At 47.9% G+C, this 19,640-nt stretch carries 16 protein-coding genes; 9 read left to right on the plus strand and 7 right to left on the minus strand.

Annotated features, from left to right (window positions below):
* Positions 1–105: 105 nt before the first annotated feature.
* The 4 genes from ACYCS5_RS15380 to ACYCS5_RS15395 form a co-directional block, all read right to left on the minus strand.
* Positions 106–687 (minus strand): LOG family protein, encoded by a 582-nt coding sequence (locus ACYCS5_RS15380; RefSeq protein WP_029514915.1) that lies wholly within the window; start codon positions 685–687, stop codon positions 106–108.
* 13 nt (positions 688–700) lie between these two features.
* Complete coding sequence (locus tag ACYCS5_RS15385; RefSeq protein ID WP_029514913.1) at positions 701–1,015, minus strand: MazG nucleotide pyrophosphohydrolase domain-containing protein; 315 nt, start codon at positions 1,013–1,015, stop codon at positions 701–703.
* A 205-nt stretch (positions 1,016–1,220) separates the two neighbouring features.
* A complete protein-coding gene (locus tag ACYCS5_RS15390) occupies positions 1,221–2,960 on the minus strand; it encodes an ABC transporter ATP-binding protein (RefSeq protein WP_342425494.1) in 1,740 nt (579 codons plus the stop codon).
* Positions 2,957–4,711, minus strand: coding sequence for an ABC transporter ATP-binding protein (locus tag ACYCS5_RS15395; RefSeq protein WP_340931155.1), 1,755 nt, complete (start codon positions 4,709–4,711; stop codon positions 2,957–2,959). The genes ACYCS5_RS15390 and ACYCS5_RS15395 overlap by 4 nt, the downstream gene beginning before the upstream one ends.
* 153 nt (positions 4,712–4,864) lie before the next feature.
* Between ACYCS5_RS15395 and ACYCS5_RS15400 the strand changes: the two genes are divergently transcribed.
* The 3 genes from ACYCS5_RS15400 (at position 4,865) to argS (ending at position 7,964) form a co-directional block, all read left to right on the plus strand.
* Positions 4,865–5,755, plus strand: coding sequence for a LysR family transcriptional regulator (locus ACYCS5_RS15400; RefSeq protein WP_209950358.1), 891 nt, complete (start codon positions 4,865–4,867; stop codon positions 5,753–5,755).
* A 92-nt stretch (positions 5,756–5,847) separates the two neighbouring features.
* Positions 5,848–6,282: a YwiB family protein gene (locus tag ACYCS5_RS15405; RefSeq protein ID WP_080658551.1), complete on the plus strand. Its 435-nt coding sequence runs from the start codon at positions 5,848–5,850 to the stop codon at positions 6,280–6,282.
* A 2-nt stretch (positions 6,283–6,284) separates the two neighbouring features.
* Positions 6,285–7,964, plus strand: coding sequence for an arginine--tRNA ligase (argS, locus tag ACYCS5_RS15410; protein WP_069011482.1), 1,680 nt, complete (start codon positions 6,285–6,287; stop codon positions 7,962–7,964).
* A 110-nt stretch (positions 7,965–8,074) separates the two neighbouring features.
* On the opposite strand, the gene ACYCS5_RS15415 is transcribed toward argS, so the two are convergent.
* A complete protein-coding gene (locus tag ACYCS5_RS15415) occupies positions 8,075–8,935 on the minus strand; it encodes a hypothetical protein (RefSeq protein ID WP_069011481.1) in 861 nt (286 codons plus the stop codon).
* A 126-nt stretch (positions 8,936–9,061) separates the two neighbouring features.
* Complete coding sequence (locus ACYCS5_RS15420) at positions 9,062–9,955, minus strand: LysR family transcriptional regulator (RefSeq protein WP_029514902.1); 894 nt, start codon at positions 9,953–9,955, stop codon at positions 9,062–9,064.
* 202 nt (positions 9,956–10,157) lie between these two features.
* Here ACYCS5_RS15420 and ACYCS5_RS15425 point away from each other — a divergent pair, with 202 nt between their 5' ends.
* The 4 genes from ACYCS5_RS15425 to ACYCS5_RS15440 are packed head-to-tail and all read left to right on the plus strand — an operon-like array spanning position 10,158 to position 15,304.
* Positions 10,158–11,156 (plus strand): ABC transporter ATP-binding protein, encoded by a 999-nt coding sequence (locus ACYCS5_RS15425; RefSeq protein WP_340931157.1) that lies wholly within the window; start codon positions 10,158–10,160, stop codon positions 11,154–11,156.
* 20 nt (positions 11,157–11,176) lie between these two features.
* Positions 11,177–12,247, plus strand: coding sequence for an ABC transporter substrate-binding protein (locus ACYCS5_RS15430; protein ID WP_069011479.1), 1,071 nt, complete (start codon positions 11,177–11,179; stop codon positions 12,245–12,247).
* Positions 12,248–12,251: 4 nt separating this feature from the next.
* The gene (locus tag ACYCS5_RS15435) at positions 12,252–13,922 is read left to right on the plus strand and encodes an ABC transporter permease (protein WP_459759738.1); all 1,671 of its coding nucleotides are present in this window, start codon (positions 12,252–12,254) and stop codon (positions 13,920–13,922) included.
* Entirely contained in the window at positions 13,919–15,304 is a 1,386-nt protein-coding gene (locus ACYCS5_RS15440; protein ID WP_459761318.1) for an MBL fold metallo-hydrolase, read from the plus strand. Before ACYCS5_RS15435 ends, ACYCS5_RS15440 begins: the two co-directional genes overlap by 4 nt.
* Positions 15,305–15,318: 14 nt before the next feature.
* Here the strand turns inward: ACYCS5_RS15440 and ACYCS5_RS15445 are convergent, their stop codons facing one another.
* On the minus strand, positions 15,319–16,479 hold the full coding sequence (locus ACYCS5_RS15445) for a S8 family peptidase (protein ID WP_029514895.1): 1,161 nt from the start codon (positions 16,477–16,479) through the stop codon (positions 15,319–15,321).
* A 403-nt stretch (positions 16,480–16,882) separates the two neighbouring features.
* On the opposite strand from ACYCS5_RS15445, the gene rpoE reads away from it, so the two are divergent.
* Together rpoE and ACYCS5_RS15455 are read left to right on the plus strand one after the other, a co-directional pair.
* Positions 16,883–17,428: a DNA-directed RNA polymerase subunit delta gene (gene rpoE, locus ACYCS5_RS15450; RefSeq protein ID WP_029514893.1), complete on the plus strand. Its 546-nt coding sequence runs from the start codon at positions 16,883–16,885 to the stop codon at positions 17,426–17,428.
* A gap of 402 nt (positions 17,429–17,830) precedes the next feature.
* Positions 17,831–19,432, plus strand: a complete 1,602-nt coding sequence (locus ACYCS5_RS15455) for a CTP synthase (protein WP_039275105.1) — start codon at positions 17,831–17,833, stop codon at positions 19,430–19,432.
* Positions 19,433–19,640 lie beyond the last annotated feature (208 nt).

Raw genomic sequence — 19,640 nt, forward strand, 5'->3', positions numbered from 1 at the left:
CAATTTTACAGGAACACCACTGGAATAACGTTGACGGTGGTGTTCCTTTCATATCATATTAAATTAAATGGTATGTCTGTTGAGCAATACGTGCCATTCCTAATGTCAGGTCCGTTTGCTCGTGAGATATGTTTTGACGGCAGGAGGAGTGTAATTTGTAAATTGCTGTAGGATTCCTTGCGAAGTAGTATCCGTAATTACCAACGCACGATATTTTTCCTGCATAAATTGTTCCTCAACCATACGATTAAACAAGGAAATAAGAGGATCGTAATAATGGTTAATATTTAAAAGACCGCATGGCTTTTCATGCAAGCCTAATTGCGCCCATGTGAAAATTTCAAAGTATTCTTCCATTGTACCTGGGCCACCTGGTAAAACAATGAATCCGTCCGCAATCTCTGCCATTTTAGATTTTCGTTCGTGCATGGAATCAACAATGATTAATTCGCTCAGGCCATTATGTGCAATTTCACGGCTTTGCAAAAAGTGAGGGAGTACACCGATGACGTGACCTCCTGCATGAAGTGCCGCGTCAGCCACTGCACCCATTAAACCAACACTTGCTCCTCCATAAATCAGGCTTATTTCCTGTTCGGCAAGTGCCTTGCCCAGAGCAACAGCATGCTCTCGATAAATCTCAGACGCTCCATTACTGGAACCGCAAAAAACAGCAATGCTTTTCATATGAGATTCTCCTTTATGTATATCTTTTTGCAAGTTTTTGCTGGTGTGTTCGAAATATATCCTCCAAGGTGATGTCATACTTGTTGGCGATCACGATGAGATTACCCAGTACGTCTCCAAGTTCTTCAGTTAAATGCTCCCTGTTCTCCTCGAATGAACCATCGATCTCATCAGGCCGGTCTCTGCCGATCTCCAGGGCGCGAATAGCTCTCGCAACCTCCCCGGTTTCCTCTGCCAAGAAACCAATTCGGACGAAGATATCTAAATCAGACCAGTTCCTCTCTTGATAATATTGCTTGACCCACTTTTGAAATTCATTAATATCCATATTCAGCCTCCCAACTGAAACCCATGCATGATGTTGGCTATACAAACCATAAGGTTTAGATGAAACGGAAACGTTTGTTCTCGTTTTATTATATAATATAGGGGGGGATTTATCAAAGAAAAATAAAAAAGCCAATTGCTTAAAAAGCAACCGACTTTTTTTAAGAACGTTGACCTTACTGATGCGACCGTATCCGGTCAGCCTTTTAAGCCGTAGTAAACTGGCTGTTATAGAGCGAGGCATAATGGCCGCCGCTGGCAAGCAGCCCCTCATGGGTACCACTTTCGACGACATCGCCGTTTTTCATGTATAGAATCAAATCCGCTTCGCGGATGGTCGATAGTCTGTGGGCGATCACAAAGCTGGTGCGTCCGGCAATCATTTTCATAAATGCTTTTTGGATACGCGCTTCTGTCAGAGTGTCTATGCTACTGGTCGCTTCATCCAGGATCAGCATAGGTGGATCGACGAGGATTACCCTCGCGATGGTAAGCAGCTGTTTTTGGCCTTGCGACAGGCTGTCACCTGACCCGCTGATGACCGTATCGTAGCCATGAGGCAGTCGCTTGATGAAGCTATGCGCATTGGCAGCTGTTGCAGCCGCGATGACTTCTTCGTCCGTGGCTTCCGGCTTCCCGTAAGCGATATTGTCCCGAATGGTTCCGCTGAACAGCCATGTATCTTGAAGCACCATACCAAAGTTAGTCCGCAGGTTGTCCCGGCTCATGTCGTTGATATTCACCCCGTCGATGGATATCGAGCCGCTGTCCACATCGTAAAACCGCATGAGCAGATTGACGAGTGTGGTTTTGCCAGCTCCGGTCTGTCCGACAATGGCCACACGTGTACCCGGTTTAACCTCCAGACTAAAGTTCGTAATGAGCGTACGTTCCGGGTTATAGGAGAATTTGACATGATCAAAAAGAATCGTGCCTTTGCTGCGCTTCAGCTGTACGGCGTTCGATTTTTCCGGCTGCTCTGGCGGTGAGTCCAAAATCGCAAATATGCGCTGAGCAGAAGCCGTGGCTGCCTGGAACTGGGTGAGAACACCCGTAATTTCATTAAAGGGCTTGGCGAACAAATTGGTATAAATCAGAAAGCTCGACAATCCACCTACCGAGATCCCACCCAAAATAATGGAAATACAGCCAATCATGGCGGTGACTGAAAAAGTCATGTTGTTCACCAATCGGGTAGAGGGGTTGGACAATGATCCGTAAAACTGCGATTTCACCCCGGCTTGATACAATTGTTCGTTTCTGGCGGAAAATTCCTCAAGCGAGCGGTTTTCATAATGAAAAGCAGTAACTACCCGTTGCCCGCCGATCATTTCTTCCACGTAACCGTTCAGGCTTCCTAAAATTTTGGCCTGTTCGCGGAACATACGCTGTGACCTTGTCGTAATGAACCGTGCCACACCGTATGTGATCGGGGCAGACACCAATACGACCAACGTCATGATCGGACTGATATACAGCATGAGTACAATGGAGCCTATAATCGTAATAATCCCGGTAATCAAGGTGGAAAATCCTTGCAGAAATCCATCCGACACAGCATCCATATCGTTCACGAAACGGCTAATGCTGTCTCCTTGCGGATGAGTGTCATGAAAGCTTAACGGAAGGATATTAAAATGGTCAAATAACTCCCGCCGCATATCATTTACGGTCTGAAAAGCAATACGGTTCGTCAAATACGTGAGTAGCCAGCTAAACAGACTGCCTACAACATATACAATGCCTAATCCAGCTAGAATCTGTGCAATACCTTTAAAATTCACTGCTCCCTTATCCACCATGTGGTCGATAGCTTGACCAATCATGTAGGGTCCGATCAGACTGGCAAGCACGCTGAGAATCGCACTGACGATGACCCAAAATGTTGTTGTTTTATATTGACCGACATAGGTTAACAATCTTCTCCAGGTTTCCTTGCCACTCATTGGTCCACCTCCTGCGTTGAGAGCTGGGAGCGATTAATTTCCTGATATACCTCCGAGCTGCTCATCAACTGATCATGTGTGCCGATTCCGACAATCCGGCCTTCATCAAATACAATGATTTTATCAGCATGCTGTACGCTGCTTACTCGTTGCGAGACCAGTAGGACAGTCATGCGGGTGCTTTTTTCCCGTAGCGATTTCCGGAGGGCGGCGTCAGTTGCAAAATCAAGTGCGCTTGAGGAATCGTCCAAAATCAGAATTTCCGGATTGCCTACAATAGCTCTGGCAATGGTAAGTCGCTGTTTTTGTCCTCCCGATAGATTAAGTCCTCCTCGGGTGATCGGGGCATCGAATTTTTCCGGCAAGTTAGAAATAAATTCATCCGCTTGCGCGATTGCTGCGGCTTGAGCGACTTCCTCGTCGGTGGCGTGTTCATGTCCCCAACGGATATTATCCGCTATCGTCCCAGTGAACAGCAGCGCCTTCTGAGGAACAATACCGATTTTCTGCCGCAATTGCTCAAGCTTATACTGCCGTACGTCGATGCCGTCAACCTGTACACAACCCTCTACCGCATCATAGAAGCGGGGAATGAGATTCACAAAGGTGGATTTCCCCGAACCTGTTCCTCCGATGATTCCAACCGTTTCACCAGGATAGATGTTTACCACTACATCGTTAAGTGCCAGTTGCCCTGTCGTATTGTATCCAAAGGAAACATGATCAAAAGAGATGGCTGGTACAGCGCCATGCCCACTTGTTCCCTCCCTATCTATAGATGTAGAAGTAGCAGCAGTGTCGGAAATCGAAGCTTGCGTGTCTAGGACCTCCTGAATCCGCGCTGCTGAAGTGGCAGCCTTGGTGAACAAAATAATTAAATTGGTCACCACAATCAGAGCTAATAAAATTTGCGTAATGTAATTAATAAAGGCAATAATCTCCCCTTGTGTAAGTGATCCATATTGGATATGGATGGCGCCGATCCACAGGATTGCAATAATAGCTCCGTTTACCACCAGCAAGGTGGCAGGGCTTAGCAAAGCAGAAATACGTCCGACACGAATAGCGGTCTGAGTCAGGTCATCCGAAGCGGCGTTGAATTTAACTCGCTCAGCGCCTCTTTTGGCAAATGCGCGTATGACCCGTACGCCTGTAAGATTTTCGCTAAGTACCAGAGCGATTTTATCGAGTTTTTTTTGATACCGACGATACAGTGGTGAAGCCTTCGTAATGACCACATACAGGATCAAAGCTAGAACCGGTGTAGCCGCCAACAGCACCAAAGCCAGGCGGAAATCCAGGATCATGGACATGATAATAGCCCCGATACAAATAAAAGGAGCACGAATGACCAGACGAATCAGCATCGCTACAGCCGTTTGGAGTTGATTGACATCATTCGTAATCCGGTTGATGAGCGAGGGCGTACCGAACTTATCGAGATCAGCATAAGAAAACGATGAAATATGTTTAAACATCGTATTGCGCAGCGTAGTTCCGAATCCTTGGGAGGCACGGGCTGCGTAAAACTGACACACTAATGAACTGCCAAAGCCCAGTATAGTCATGAGTAACATCAAAAGACCCATCTGCCAAACATAATGGGTGTCTCCTTTACCTACACCATGATTGATCATTAAGGCAACCATAGTGGGCAGCAATAGTTCCAAGATGGCCTCAATCAGTTTAAATAGAGGCCCAAGAATCGTTTCCTTTTTATAGGGTTTCAAAAAAACAGCAAATTTCAGCAAATAAACCATCACCTAACCTAAATAATGTATATAGCCTCATGCCGCAATAGCATATCTGAATTTGATTATGTCATATCCCCAACCATATGAATAATATTTAATATATATTAGAGGTATAGGTTTTACATATATCAGTACCGGAGGGCCATAATGATGGAATTGAGACATCTCAAGTATTTTTTGGCGATCGCAGAGGCCGGACAGATTACAGCGGCAGCCAAAAAGCTGCAAATCGCACAGCCTCCCTTAAGTCAGCAGCTCATGCAACTGGAGGAAGAGCTTGGTGTAAAGCTCGTGCATCGAGGCTCACGAAGCATCCAGTTGACGGAGGCCGGCATCATTTTACAGAATAGGGCCAAGCAGATTCTGGAGCTGACAGATGCCACAACGAGAGAAATTAACGATTTTGCCTTGGGGATGAAGGGTACGCTTACCATTGGAACGGTCTCCTCTTCCGGCGCAGCCCTAATGAAAGACAGGCTTTCCGAATTTCATAAAACCTATGCGGGTGTAAAATTTGAAATTCATGAGGGAAATACCTTTAGGATTCTCGATCTTTTGAACAAAGGAATTGTCGAGGTCGGTATCGTCAGAACCCCTTTTAATACCACTGATTTAGGGTGCAGATATGCGTCCTCCGAACCGATGATCGCAGTGATGACAGAAGAACATGACTGGAACCCCGAACAGAAGACCATCCCGTTGTCTGGCTTGAAAAACAGGCCGCTCATCGTTTATCGCCGCTTTGAACAATTGATCCACGATACCTGTATAAAGCATGGCTTTGAGCCAAATTTCTTTTGCAAAAACGATGATGCTCGCACCACGCTTCATTGGGCTAATGAAGGGCTGGGGATCGGTATGATTTCGCGGTCTGCGTTGTCACTCGGAAGCAATAACCAGTTAATCGTTAAGGAAATTATGTGTGAAGAATTGCATACACGTGTGGCGGCTGTCTGGATGAAGGATAAATACATGTCTTCTCTAGCCTCTCGATTCATTGAAAGTTTTAGCCAAGCATCTGATGGAGCTGACTTAAGGTAGCTAAATTTTTTGGATGAAAGCATCTTTTTGTAAAAACTCATTTGAATTGCAATCGGGAACTGGATATAGTAGTACAGTAGGATAGCAATAGAATGGAGTTTGAATACATGCCACATAATGCAAAGGTCCGAATCCGTCTTCATAGTCATCATGACGGAGAAGATGTGGTACAGGAACTTCCCGGAGAAGCGATTGTGCGTGGGAAGCATCTATATATAAGGTACGATGAGCCGCAAGAAAGTCCTGAGGGCGGTACGACACGGAACACAGTCAAGATCGGACCGGATGAGCTAAAGCTGATTCGTCACGGTGAGGTACAATCAGAGCAGTCGTTTGCGCTGGGACGCAGGTTGCCTGGATTTTACCGCTCGCCTTATTTAAACCTGAACATGTCTGCGCATACGCAGAAGCTTGATATTCGGATGGATGGATTCAGCGGACATGTGAGCTGGACCTATGATCTGTACGTATTTGAGGATTTCTCGGGGCATTTTGCCATCAGTTTGCATATACAGGAGGAGCAATAATCATGACAAGCAATCCACTGGAACTTATTAATCAAAAGGTGACTTTAGCAATCGAGGCGGCGGTGCTGGCTGCCGGAATCGTGAGCCGCGAAGAGCTGCCGACCATTACGCTGGAGGTGCCCAAGGACAAGTCACACGGTGATTTGGCTACCAACGTTGCGATGCAGCTCACCCGCATTGCGAAGAAGAACCCACGGCAAATCGCTGAAGACTTAATCGCGAATATGGATTTAGCTTCCGCTTCTATTGAAAGTGCGGAAATCGCTGGACCGGGTTTTATTAACTTCCGCCTGAACAAGAGCTACCTGTACGCAGTCATTGGACAAGTGCAGGAGCAGGGGGCAGATTACGGGCGTATACAGGAAGGTGCAGGCAAAAAGGTACAAATCGAGTTTGTCAGCGCCAATCCGACAGGTAGCCTTCACTTAGGTCATGCACGTGGTGCAGCCGTAGGGGATGCTCTCTGCAACGTGCTTGATTTTGCCGGATACAAAGTAACTCGTGAATACTATATTAATGATGCGGGCAACCAGATTTACAACATGAGCCGCTCTATTGAAGCGCGTTATTTGCAGGAGCTGGGACAGCCTGCGGAGATGCCGGAAGATGGTTACCATGGTGAGGATATCATCGGGTTTGCCAAGGAACTGGTGGCTGAAAAGGGCGATTCTCTGTTGTCCATGGAACCGGGAGATCGTGCTGCTTATTTCCGTGACTACGGTCTGGAAAAGGAACTAAACAAGATTAAGCGTGATCTGGAGCTGTTCCGTGTACCTTTTGACTCCTGGTTCAGCGAAACGTCGCTGTATGAAAATGGTGAAGTGCTTAAAGCGCTGAATGAGCTGCGTGACCGTGAAGAGATTTACGAGAAGGACGGAGCTACATGGCTGAATACGACCAAGTACGGCGACGATAAAGACCGTGTCTTGATCAAAAATGACGGTACATATACGTACCTGACCCCGGATATCGCTTACCATCGCGATAAATATGCTCGTGGGTATGACACGATCATCAACATTTGGGGAGCGGATCACCATGGCTATATTCCACGGATGAAGGCAGCAATGGAAGCACTGGGTAATGACCCGGATAAGCTTAAAGTGTTGATTGCCCAAATGGTCAGCTTGTTCCAAAATGGGGAAAAAGTAAAAATGTCCAAACGTACTGGCAAGGCCGTGACGATGGAAGATCTGATGGAAGAAGTGGGTGTAGACGCGATCCGTTACTTCTTCACTATGCGCAGCATGGATTCGCACCTGGATTTTGACATGGATTTGGCGATTTCCACTTCCAATGAGAATCCAGTATTCTACGTACAATATGCGCACGCACGTGCATGCAGCGTATATCGTCAAGCTGAAGAGCAGGGGATTGCTGTGCTGCCGTTGGCAGAAGTTGACTTGTCCAAGCTGACGGCTGAGCATGAATACGATTTGCTCCGCAAAATCGGCGAGCTGCCGGAGGAAGTATCGGTGGCGGCTGCAAACTTTGCACCACACCGTATGATTCGCTATGTCTACGAGCTGGCTTCATTGTTCCACAGCTACTATAAGGCAGAGCGCGTCATTACAGAGGATGCCGCTCAAACGCAGGCACGCTTGGCGTTGTTTGGTGCGGTGCGCACGACCATTGCCAACGTACTGAAGCTAGTGGGCGTGTCTGCACCGGAACGTATGTAAGCAAGCAACTTTAACATCATGACCTTGTAGTCATATAAATAATAATAAAAGGAACCGAGGCGCCACTCTCAACAGGTTGGCGCCTCGGTTCCTTTTTATGTTGGATTAGCTTAGTAGCGTTCCAGTACCAAATTCGTTTTCAGGGAATCGGCGGGAACCAGCCATCCTTTGGATTGCAACAGGTTCATCAGCTTGGTGCGGTTGCTGGCGGCAACACTGTAATCCGAGGTTTTGAAGGAGATTTCGATAATATTTTCTGTACCTGATCCGTTTGCGCTGCGAATAGGCCATATTTCAACGTCGGTATCCAGTCCCTGAAAGCTACCTTCATATTTGCTGACCTGTACCGGACCGCGTACTCTGGAGTCTGCCAGAGTTTTCTTGCCCCAGTTGCTGGATTTCCAGTTTTGCAGCTTGCCCGGAAGATTATCCTGTAGTTGCTTTAATGCTTGATCTGGGGAAGGCAGAGCCAATCCTTTGGAGGCGTTTGTTTTTTTATCATTGGAAAAACTTAGTGTTTGCTTGCTGTATCCCCAATCCACCTCAGCCTCATAATTATCATCAGATGCGCTGAACCCTTCTTTATTCGCTTGGGTGAGCGCCGCGTCGATATTTCCATTTGTGACCGTATAGCGTTTTTTGTAGGTTAATTCATAATTTTTTTTGTCCTCTTTTTTGCGAAATCTCACGTTCCAGCCCTCGTCATTCAATTGCAATGAATTTGTATCAAAATACTCGACGCTCAATCGTTGTGCATCGTCGCTAATTTGAAACTCGTTCACGATGCCACTTTTTAATGAGCCATCCGCATTGAGCACCTGAGCCGTATCCAGTAGTAGCTTCACCTCATAGCTTGGTGTGGCATTGGCGGCAGCTTGTACCGGTTCTGCTCCTTTCCATCCTGTTACGAGCAGTACTGCACTCAGAGTTACTACCGACATCAATTGGGTGATACGAAGGCCTGTTTTCATTTCATCCTCTCCTGTTCGTCTGAATAGGTTACACGCTACACTTTACGGGTGTATTGTCAGTCGTATGTCAAAGCAAGAGGGTACTCCGGTAAAAAAAAGACATAATTTCTATATGACAGGTAAGATTTAATCTTGGTTCCATGATAAATATTCGGTGAATCTGTGAATGAGCGCCGAGCGATGGCGGTCTTTGTTGCTGACCATATAAATATACCGCTCAACAGACTGCCCCGGAATAGGTCTTACAACCAGTAAGCCCCGCTCAACCTCTGACTGAACGGCAATGCGAGAGACAAAGGAGATGTGTTCTCCCAGCATAACCGCCTGTTTGATGGCTTCCAGTGAATCCAACTCCAGATAGGAGGGAAGTCGCCGACTCCCACGCTCCAGCCATTTGTCGGTCACGTGGCGTGTGCTGGAATCCTTGCCATGTAATACGAAGGAGGAAGAAGCGATAAGCTCGGGTGTCAAATCGGTTTCGTTGGCGAGCGGATGAGTGGGTGAGCAGATGAGCATCAGTTCATCTTCGCCCAAGGATTCTGAGAGTAGCGTTGGGGATTGAAACGGCTCTGCCGAAATGATGCCAAGATCAATTTCGTGACGAGCGAGCATGTCCTTGATCACGGGCGCAGTTTTCACAGACAAGGCGATGTGAATGCCCGGATGCTCACGGGCAAAGCGGTGCAACACAGCAGGAAGCAAGTAGGTAGCGGGTACATAGCTTGCGCCAATACGTATGCTTCCCCGCTGGAGCGTATCGAACTCGCGGACGACTCGCTCAGCTTCGGCAGCCAGTGCATTAATTTTGCTGGCATAGTGCAGTAGCGCATTTCCAGCATCCGTCAGGATGATTTTGCCCATGCGTGTGTCAAACAGCTTTACGCCGAATTCACGCTCCAGATTTTTCATATGAAAAGTAACAGTGGGTTGCTTTAGGCCAAGAAGCTCGGCGACCGTGGTAATTTTATGGTGCTTATTCAGCAGTTCTACAATATGTAACTTTAGAAGACTTAAATTCACTTAGAATGCCTCGCTTTCAGGTTAATCGAACAATCATGCCTATTTGTATGGGTAGCAGCATCAATCCCCTCTATATAGATTAAATCTATGAGTGTTAACACAATTCATTGAAATAATTAATTTTGTTTTAACTTTCCAATAACACAGCTTGCGAATTCAAGTTTTACACTGGGGTCAGTCAGAAGAACAGGCAGGTAATGCGATGAATCAGGATCTATATATTCACGGATTAAGTAAAACCTTCAGCCAAATAACAGCGCTGCATGAGACGAATCTGGTCGTACGACGGGGTAAATTCACAACACTGCTCGGACCGTCCGGATGTGGGAAAACAACGCTCTTGCGCTTGATTGCTGGTCTGGAGACACCGGATACCGGCACAATCACGATGGGAGAGGAAATTCTTTTTTCGGCAGAACGAAAAAAGGATATTCCCGCGCATCTCCGCCACTTTGGTATGGTCTTTCAGGATTTCGCGTTGTGGCCGCATATGACGGTGTTTGAAAATGTGGCCTTCGGCCTGCGTGCGGGCAGGCGCGGGAAAGGGTTTGCCAGCGCCCGAGACAAGAAACTGCGGACAGTGGTGCTGGAGGCGCTCGACATGGTCAGATTGTCAGGGATGGAGGATCGGTATCCTCATCAGCTGTCCGGTGGTCAGCAGCAGCGGGTTGCCTTCGCAAGAGCGGTTGCTATCCGGCCTCGACTGGTGTTGTTCGACGAGCCTCTCAGTGCGCTGGATGCGGTGCTACGGGAGGAGATGCGCATTGAGATGCTGTCGCTTGTGCGCGATCTGGGGCTGACCGCCCTATATGTCACCCATGATCAGATCGAGGCCATGTCCATGTCTGATGAAGTGGTTGTTATGAAAAGTGGACATATTTTGCAGACCGGAACACCAGAGGTGATCTACGGTTGCCCAGCTCATCCAGAGGTGGCGAGGTTTATCGGCAAATCCAACTGGCTGGAGTTGGAACGGACACTATTTCGTCCTGAACATGTCCGTTGGGAACAGGAGCAAGCGGATCAGCACGCTTTTACAGTAGAGATCCTGCATGTCAGCTATGTCGGCGATCGTTATGAAATTCGTATACTAGCCGAGAACGGTGAGCAATGGACTGCATATCACTCCACCCGTTTGCCGATTGGCGAAAAAATGCACATTTGGGTATCACCGCAACACATCCACCAACTTGAAGCATAAGGAAAAGGGGTATATATAAGATGATGAATAGGCATGTTTTTCGTACAGGATGGAAAAAAGGGACGATGCTCGCATTAACCTTGACTTTTGGACTCGCTGTGGCGGGTTGCGGAACAGCAACGCCAACCAAGGATGGGGCGCCAGCTAATGGATCAGCAGGACAAGCGGAGGCGGCATCCACCGATCAGAAGTTGGTGGTCTACAGCGCAGGCCCGGATGGACTGGCGAAAAAGCTGATAGCAGGATATGAGGCGCAGAGCGGAGTGAAGGTAGAGTTGTTCCAGGGAACGACAGGAAAAATTTTGGCCCGTATGGAAGCCGAGAAGACAAATCCGGTAGCGGACGTGGTTGTGCTGGCATCGCTTCCGTCTGTACAAGGCTTGAAAAAGGAAGGACTAACACTGCCTTACCCGGATGCCAAAAACGCGGACAAGCTAAATCCAGACTGGTCCGATAAGGAGGGCAACTACTTCAGTACCAGTGCTTCTGCTCTGGGCATTGCGTATAACACAAAGCTGGTGAAAACACCACCAACTTCATGGGCCGATTTAGCGAAGCCTGAGTACAAGGATCAGGTTAATATTCCCGATCCATCCCTGTCCGGCTCAGCGTTGGATTTTATGACAGGCTATCTGAGCGCCAAGGGCGATGGAGGCTGGACGTTGTTCGAGCAGTACAAGGCTAACGGTGTTGCTATGGCTGGTGCCAATCAGGAAGCGCTGGACCCCGTGATTACCGGAGCTAAAGGTATAGTCGTTGCTGCAGTCGATTACATGACCTACAAGGCTAAAGCCAAAGGCGAGCCGATTGACATCGTCTATCCAACAGAGGGAACCGTCATCAGCCCACGTCCTGCTGCAATTCTCAGGTCAACGCAGCATGAGCAGAATGCCAAGGCATTTATTGACTATCTGTTGTCGGACGACGCACAGAAACTAGTAGCGGATGCCTCCTTACTCCCGGGCCGCACGGATATCAAAGCTGACAAGCGTGCCAATCTGGACGAGATCCCATTGCTGAAGACCAATTGGGAATGGATGGGCGAACATGGATCAGACGTGACAGAGAAGTTCACGCAAATGTTCAAATAAGCCGATGAGAGGCTTATCCGTTAAACACATCAGAGCGTGGTGTCTGACGCTGGCTCTGATCGCGCTTCTTTTCTTGATTGTGATGCCGTTGCTGCAAATCTTTATCCAAAGTGTGTATGTTGATGAAGAATTTCAGTGGGATGCACCTTTTCGAACGTTAGCTGCTTCACCATTTGCGGGAGTGCTATTCAGCTCGATTTGGCTAGGTATCTGTGTGATTGCAGGAACAACGGTACTTGCACTTCCGCTAGCCTGGATCATGTCCAACACTCGTCTTGCGCACTGGCGCTGGTTGGATGTCGTGCTGCTAATTCCGTTTATGACCCCGCCCTATATCGGGTCCATGGGCTGGATTCTGTTTATGCAAAAAAACGGATATCTGGAGCAGTTGTTCCCGGACCTGTATTTCTTAACGCCATCCTTCTTTAGCCTTGGTGGCATGCTGATGATCATGAGCCTACATCTATTTCCATTCCTGTACCTGCTGCTGCGCGGGGCGCTGGTGAGGATTGGCGGGAGTCTGGAGGAGGCGGGTGCCGTAATGGGCGGCGACTTTCTGTACAGGTTCCGACGAATCATTTTACCGCTGCTGCTTTCAGCTTACGGAATGGGCGCGTTGCTCATTTTCGTTAAAACGATTGCCGAGTTTGGCACCCCCGCTACCTTTGGGCGGCGTATCGGGTATGAGGTCATGACTTCGGAAATTCACAAATACATTTCCAGCTGGCCCATAGATTTTGGCAAAGCGACGTCGATGGCCTCGGTGCTGTTAACCGCCTGCCTGCTCATGTGGTATGCGCAGTCGGTGATCAACCGGAAGTTTACGTATAGGCTGGTAGGTGGTAAAGGTTCGCGTCCGTCCCGTCTTCGTATATCCGGTTGGACTACGGGGCTGAGTGTTGCATTCATTCTATTGTTGCTCATTGCGTCCATTGGCATTCCTTATTTTTCAATTCTTTCAGCCTCGACGATGAAGCTGAGGGGAATGGGACTTGCCTGGGATAATTTGACGCTCGACTCTTACAAGGAACTGCTGTCTTGGGGATCAGAGAGTATGGAGGCGCTCCTGAACAGCGTATTTCTCTCTTTGGGCGCATCGACGCTTGCTGTGGTGCTGGGCACTTGGTTTGCACTTGTCATTGGCGGCTCACGCACAAGAATCCAACGGACGGTTGATGCATTTAGTTTGCTTCCGAATACGGTGCCGGGAATTGTTATGGTGGTGGGCCTGATTTTGTGGTGGAACTCACCATGGATGCCGATTCCATTGTATAACACATACGGCATGGTCATTCTGACGTATGTTATCTTGTTTGTTCCTTATACTGTGCAGTATGTCAAAAGCGCCTTTACACAGGTGGACGCTGGCCTTTTTCAGGCGGGGCAGGTATTTGGCGGGCGACCGTCTTATATATTCCGCCGGATTGTACTGCCGCTGATTGTACCGGGAATGCTCGCTGGTTGGATGATGACATTTACCATTGCTTCACGCGAATTGGTAGGATCATTACTGATTTTGCCACCATCCGTTCAGACGTCAGCAACCTACATATTTGCACAATTTGAACAGGGACAGGTGTCGCTTGGGATGGCGATGGCTGTCATATCGGTCGGAATGACCACGTTGCTACTGATCTTAATGGAAAGCTTAAACTCGCGAAGAAAGTGGAAATAATCATGACCAAGCTTAGGATTTGGGGAGGGGCGGGCGAACATGGCCGTTCCTGCTATGTTTTTGAAGGAAAACAGCATCGCGTCATGCTGGATTGTGGCGTGAAAAAGGAAGGAACCGGACAATATCCGGTTTTCCCACCGCAGGTGGCTGAGAGACTGACCGCTGTATTGCTGTCTCATGCACATGAGGATCATTCCATGGCACTCCCCCTACTGTACAAGTATGGATACCAGGGGGAGGTCTGGACGACCAAGGCCACTGCTGAGCAGTTAGGCTCCTATTTTCGCTCCTGGCATACTTATGTTGAATCAAGAGGAGCAGAACTACCATACGACGAACAGAACATCCAATCCATTGCTTATCGCTATCTAGAAGATGAGGCGCCAGCAGGAGAATGGCTTGAGGCTTGTCCGAGTATGAGAATCATGTGGGGACGCAGTGGACATTTGGCTGGTGCAGTATGGTATGTGGTAGAAATGGAAGGGAAGCGGTTGTTTTTTTCTGGAGATTACAGCCGCGAATCTGAGCTTCTTGCTGCCGATGCGCCAGACTTGGGTGTTGGGGAGGGGCTGCATGACCTGCCTGAATGGAAGTCAGAGCCCAATCTAGCGGACATATCCATTATGGACAATGCGTATGGCATGGATATAGACCCGCAGCCTGTTAAGCTGGAGCGGCTGAGGGTCGAGATGGAGCGGATATTATGGTCTGGTGGCCATGTGTTGTTGCCGGTGCCTGCCTTTGGCAGAGGACAGGACTTGATTGTATGGGTTAGTGAGCAATTCCCTGAACAGGCAATGATTGTAGAGCACGACATATGGCAGGGATTGAAACAGTTAAACCGCTGGAAAGAATGGCTGCGTCCGGAAGCTCTAGCGCGAATAAAACATGTGCTAAACAGTGACAGGGTCTTCGTGCCTCGTGATGCTGCGGAACGAGTGAGTCTGCTGGAACAGAACCCAACGGCTATTATCATAACAAGAGACGGCATGATGGATTCCCCACAGGCGCGCTGGTACTATCAGTATCTATCGGATAACCGCAACATGGGGGAGGGTAATGATAGCGGAGAAAGAATCAGCAACAGTGTTATATTGACCGGGCATGCTCCACATGGTTCTTTTGGCAAATATCTGTTGGAACGTGTGGATCAAAATAACAGCTGTGTAGCTCGGCATTTGATTTATAAGGTGCATCAGGGATTATCAGATGTGCGGCAAATGCTGAAGGAGCTGCCTAGCAAACAGGTTGTACTCGTTCATGCGCCGAAGCTGCAGACTGACCTGGTACGAGATGAGTTGATAAGAGAAGAAAATAGTGGATGTGAAGGTCCTTCCAGAAAAGTTCACTCTCTGGAGCCAGGCGATACACTAGAGGTTTAGCATCACATCATCATTCACTTTGTGCCCTCCTGCATCAACCGGAAGGCATCGACTTCGCCAAGTTTGGTCGAGATAGAGCTACGTCCAGCGCTTTTGCGCAGGCGTAGTGGTGTGGCGGTACGCTTAAGCAACGCCTTGATTTCTCCAGGCCCCAGTTCCGGCCTCAGTGAAAGGAGAAGTGCGATGCTTCCGGTCACATGGGAAGTAGCCATAGAGGTACCACTCATTTCGTGATGCTTGCCATGGATCCAGGAGGATGTGATCTTTTCGCCAGGTGCGTACACGTCTACAAATTGCCCTCGGTTGCTGAAAGGTGCAATGCGTCTGTATTTGTCAGTAGCCCCCACTGAGATCGTCTGGGAATAGCGGGCGGGGTAGTCAATACTTCGGCGCTTGCCCTCGTTTCCTGAGGACGCTACAACGACGATGCCGTTATGATATGCCTTATTCACCATATCAAGTAATGCCTTGCTGCGCGACTTCATACCAAAGCTCATATTGATGATATCGACACGATTTAATACACACCAGTCGATACCAAGAATGATATCGGAGACGTAGGCGGCTCCATTATGATCAAATGCTTTTACGGGATGAATTAAAGCTCGTGGTGCTACGCCCACCATACCTTCGTCATAGTTGGACGCCGCGATAGTTCCAGCAATATGAGTACCATGGCCATTATCGTCATAGGGTAGCATGGTTCGGTTAAGCAAATTAATACCTCTGGCGAGAGAATGGCGAAGATCAGGATGTTGAAAATCCGCTCCTGTGTCGATCACACCGATTCTGACCCGATTCCCTGTCGAGGAAGGCCAAGCCTTGTATGCACGTACCTGTTTGACTCCCCATGGCATGGAAAGGTTCTTCTCTGCTTTTGGTATATGAGCAGTTTCAGCGTGAACCTTCATGCGGGTATCTTCTTCAACGGTAACACCGTTGTGATATTTGCCCAGCCTGTCTCCCCCTGAAAGCGGAGCGATTAAAGCACGGATTAGTCTGGCCGGTTGTACTTGCCGTAATCCCGCAAGCTCGGGTTTCAGCTTCCTGAGATAGGACAGGCATTCCCGGTATTGGTGAGGCTTATCGAACGTGATGATCTGTTTGTTCCGTCCACTGCCGGACGGCTCCGAAATACCCTCATGCAAACGCTGCAAAAAATCCGGATAGTCCATTTGAGACGGTCCCCCTCCGATGAGCCATGCTGAGGTATAGTATGAGCAAGCGTCAGCTGCGGCATGGGAAACCTGCCCCTTTTTTAAGTAAATAGGCCTGCTTGTCGTGTCAAAGTGGATGTGGACACATACGATACATGGAGGGCATAAGCTCTTGTGCAACAACTTTGGGGGTTCTCCCGAAGCGGGTACAGTCGAAGACGGGGGGGACCCCGTCTTTTTACGTGTGCCGTCTTGTTTAGGGGGATATTCCTGGAAATTATGACGATACCCATCTTTAACTTGCAATTTGCTTCCAAATAGGTTTTACTTAGTTTTGATAATGGATATGTTAGTATTGCATGTATCGTGTATGCTCTGAAACATGTTCTTGTGAATTACGTGTGAGAGGAAGTGTCCCTAGGTGAGTACCCCACTCAACTTGAAGATTGACCCGGAGAAAGTCCACGAGACTCCAATGGTGGACTTGGCATTTATGGTATTGAAAGCAGCCAATACTCCATATTATTACCGTGACCTGATGAAGGAAGTCGCCAAATTGCGCGGCTTGTCTGACGAAGAAATTAATGACGTTATTGCTCAGCTATATACTGAAATCAACATTGACGGGCGTTTTGCCTGTGTCGGTACGAATCTGTGGGGCTTGAAACGTTGGTATCCGGTAGATAAATCCGAAGATGCCCTGACAGGCGCCAAGCGTCCTCGTATTATTAACGACGAAGACGATGACGACGAAGATGACTATCATGAAGAAGAAACATACAACTCTGATGACGACTTCGATGCAGATAGCGAAGACGAGGACGGCGAAGACGAGCTGTTCGACGGAGAAGATGATGATGATAGTGATGAAGACGTGGTTATAGACGACGAGGACCTCAGTGATGAGGAAGATTCAGAAGATGAAAATGACGATGAGTCGACGGAAGACGACGATTCACTTCGTTAGGAACAGGCTGCAAGGGGAGATGCGTTCTCCCCTTTTTCATGACCGTTTTATTGAAAACCTCTTCTGATTTAAAGCTTTCAGGTGGATTCTCTCCAATCTGGTTCAATGGACAAATTAACACATATAACTTCCTTGACAGCGGATTGGACACGGGGTAAACTATTGCTTGGGCTTATGATTGATTCACTTATATGTTTGCTTTTTTTATAAAAGTGCCCCGTACTACGGGAGTGCTTTTTTGTTTTTTATAGGGGTGTTTTCACTCATGAAAGAAGGCTAAGGGCGGCGGACATGGAAAATGATTCCGCTGCCTTCTTCATGGATGATAATCCGTGCAAACGGGTTACGATAACATCATAATGTCGCCTGAATTTTGCATCTTATCTAGGAGGGTTTTGAACAGTGACAAAGTATATTTTTGTGACAGGCGGGGTTGTGTCTTCCTTGGGCAAAGGGATTACGGCAGCTTCACTGGGGAGGCTTTTGAAGAACAGGGGACTGAAGGTAACGATTCAAAAATTTGACCCTTACCTGAATGTCGATCCGGGTACGATGAGTCCTTACCAGCACGGTGAAGTGTTTGTAACGGATGATGGTGCGGAAACGGACCTTGACTTGGGACACTATGAGCGCTTTATTGATATTAATCTGTCCAAGAACAGCAATGTCACAACAGGCAAGGTATATTCCAGCGTAATCAGCAAAGAGCGTCGCGGAGAATATTTGGGCGGTACGGTGCAGGTTATCCCTCATATTACGAACGAAATCAAGGAGCGCGTGTACCGTGCAGGCCGTGAAGCGGGTTCGGACGTAATTATTACAGAAATCGGCGGTACTGTGGGCGATATTGAGAGCTTGCCATTTTTGGAAGCTATTCGTCAGCTCAAAAGCGAAGTTGGGCGCGAAAATGTGATGTATATTCACGTAACGCTCATTCCTTATATTAAAGCTGCTGGTGAGGTTAAAACCAAGCCAACCCAGCACAGTGTAAAAGAACTGCGCAGCATCGGCATCCAACCGAATGTCATTGTTTGCCGTACAGAGCATGAACTGTCCTCCGATATGAAGGCTAAAATTGCATTGTTCTGCGATATTGATGCGAATGCAGTGGTAGAATGCCGCGATGCTTCAACCCTCTACGAGGTTCCGTTGAACCTACGTGAAGAAGGCTTGGACGAAATCGTAGTTAACCATCTCAAGCTGACAACACCTGCACCAGATATGACCGAATGGGAAGGGTTAGTTGATCGAATCAGCAAGCTGGATAAAACGGTTGAAATTGCTATTGTTGGTAAATATGTTGCATTACATGATGCTTATTTAAGTGTGGTTGAATCACTTTCGCACGCTGGATTTGATGCGAATGCAGACGTAAAAATCCGTTGGGTGAATGCTGAAGAAGTGACGGACGAGAACGTAGCTGACATGCTGGGCGGCATTGGCGGCATTCTCGTACCAGGTGGCTTCGGCGATCGCGGAATTGAAGGCAAAATTAGTACTATCCGTTATGCACGGGAGCAAAAAATTCCGTTCTTCGGTATTTGTCTGGGTATGCAGGTATCTGTCATTGAGGTTGCACGTTCCCTGGCTGGTCTCGAAGGAGCCAACAGCTCGGAAATTAATCCGGCAACGGATTATCCTGTCATTGACTTGCTTCCCGACCAAAAAGACATCGAAGATCTGGGCGGTACGATGCGTCTTGGCTTGTATCCATGCAAACTGGTGGAAGGCTCCCTGGCTTCTGTTTGCTACAACGACGAGCTGGTGTACGAAAGACACCGTCATCGGTACGAATTCAATAACGAATATCGTGAAGTTATTGAAAAAGCGGGTCTTCGTATTTCCGGTACTTCACCGGATGGGCGCTTGGTGGAAATCGTGGAGCTTCCTGAGCATCCGTGGTTCCTGGCGGTACAATTCCACCCGGAATTTACTTCCCGTCCGAATCGTCCGCAGCCTTTGTTCCGTGAATTTGTAAAGGCAGCATTGCAGCTTCAAGGTTAATGCTACGGCTTGAAAGACCTCCTACGGGAGGTCTTTTTTTATCCCATGCTTCCTGATTATGAAAGAATATTCCACAATTATGTATTAGAGAAGGATTTTCTTTTTGCAGGAGCGAATATAGTTTTAGGTATGGGACGGATATTGTACGTCATCGGACGCTGTTATGGCAATAGCTGCATGATCCTCGTTTTAAGATCTTAGGAGGTTA

This window comes from Paenibacillus sp. SEL3, from assembly GCF_054602585.1.

Excerpts from the sequence above, each read along its gene's own strand:
- ACYCS5_RS15425 (WP_340931157.1), top strand. The coding sequence starts at position 10,158 with ATGAATCAGGATCTATATATTCACGGATTAAGTAAAACCTTCAGCCAA.
- ACYCS5_RS15415 (WP_069011481.1), bottom strand. The coding sequence starts at position 8,935 with ATGAAAACAGGCCTTCGTATCACCCAATTGATGTCGGTAGTAACTCTG.
- argS (WP_069011482.1), top strand. The coding sequence starts at position 6,285 with ATGACAAGCAATCCACTGGAACTTATTAATCAAAAGGTGACTTTAGCA.
- ACYCS5_RS15445 (WP_029514895.1), bottom strand. The coding sequence starts at position 16,479 with ATGGACTATCCGGATTTTTTGCAGCGTTTGCATGAGGGTATTTCGGAG.
- ACYCS5_RS15380 (WP_029514915.1), bottom strand. The coding sequence starts at position 687 with ATGAAAAGCATTGCTGTTTTTTGCGGTTCCAGTAATGGAGCGTCTGAG.
- ACYCS5_RS15385 (WP_029514913.1), bottom strand. The coding sequence starts at position 1,015 with ATGGATATTAATGAATTTCAAAAGTGGGTCAAGCAATATTATCAAGAG.
- ACYCS5_RS15435 (WP_459759738.1), top strand. The coding sequence starts at position 12,252 with ATGAGAGGCTTATCCGTTAAACACATCAGAGCGTGGTGTCTGACGCTG.
- ACYCS5_RS15390 (WP_342425494.1), bottom strand. The coding sequence starts at position 2,960 with ATGAGTGGCAAGGAAACCTGGAGAAGATTGTTAACCTATGTCGGTCAA.
- ACYCS5_RS15400 (WP_209950358.1), top strand. The coding sequence starts at position 4,865 with ATGGAATTGAGACATCTCAAGTATTTTTTGGCGATCGCAGAGGCCGGA.
- ACYCS5_RS15430 (WP_069011479.1), top strand. The coding sequence starts at position 11,177 with ATGATGAATAGGCATGTTTTTCGTACAGGATGGAAAAAAGGGACGATG.
- ACYCS5_RS15405 (WP_080658551.1), top strand. The coding sequence starts at position 5,848 with ATGGAGTTTGAATACATGCCACATAATGCAAAGGTCCGAATCCGTCTT.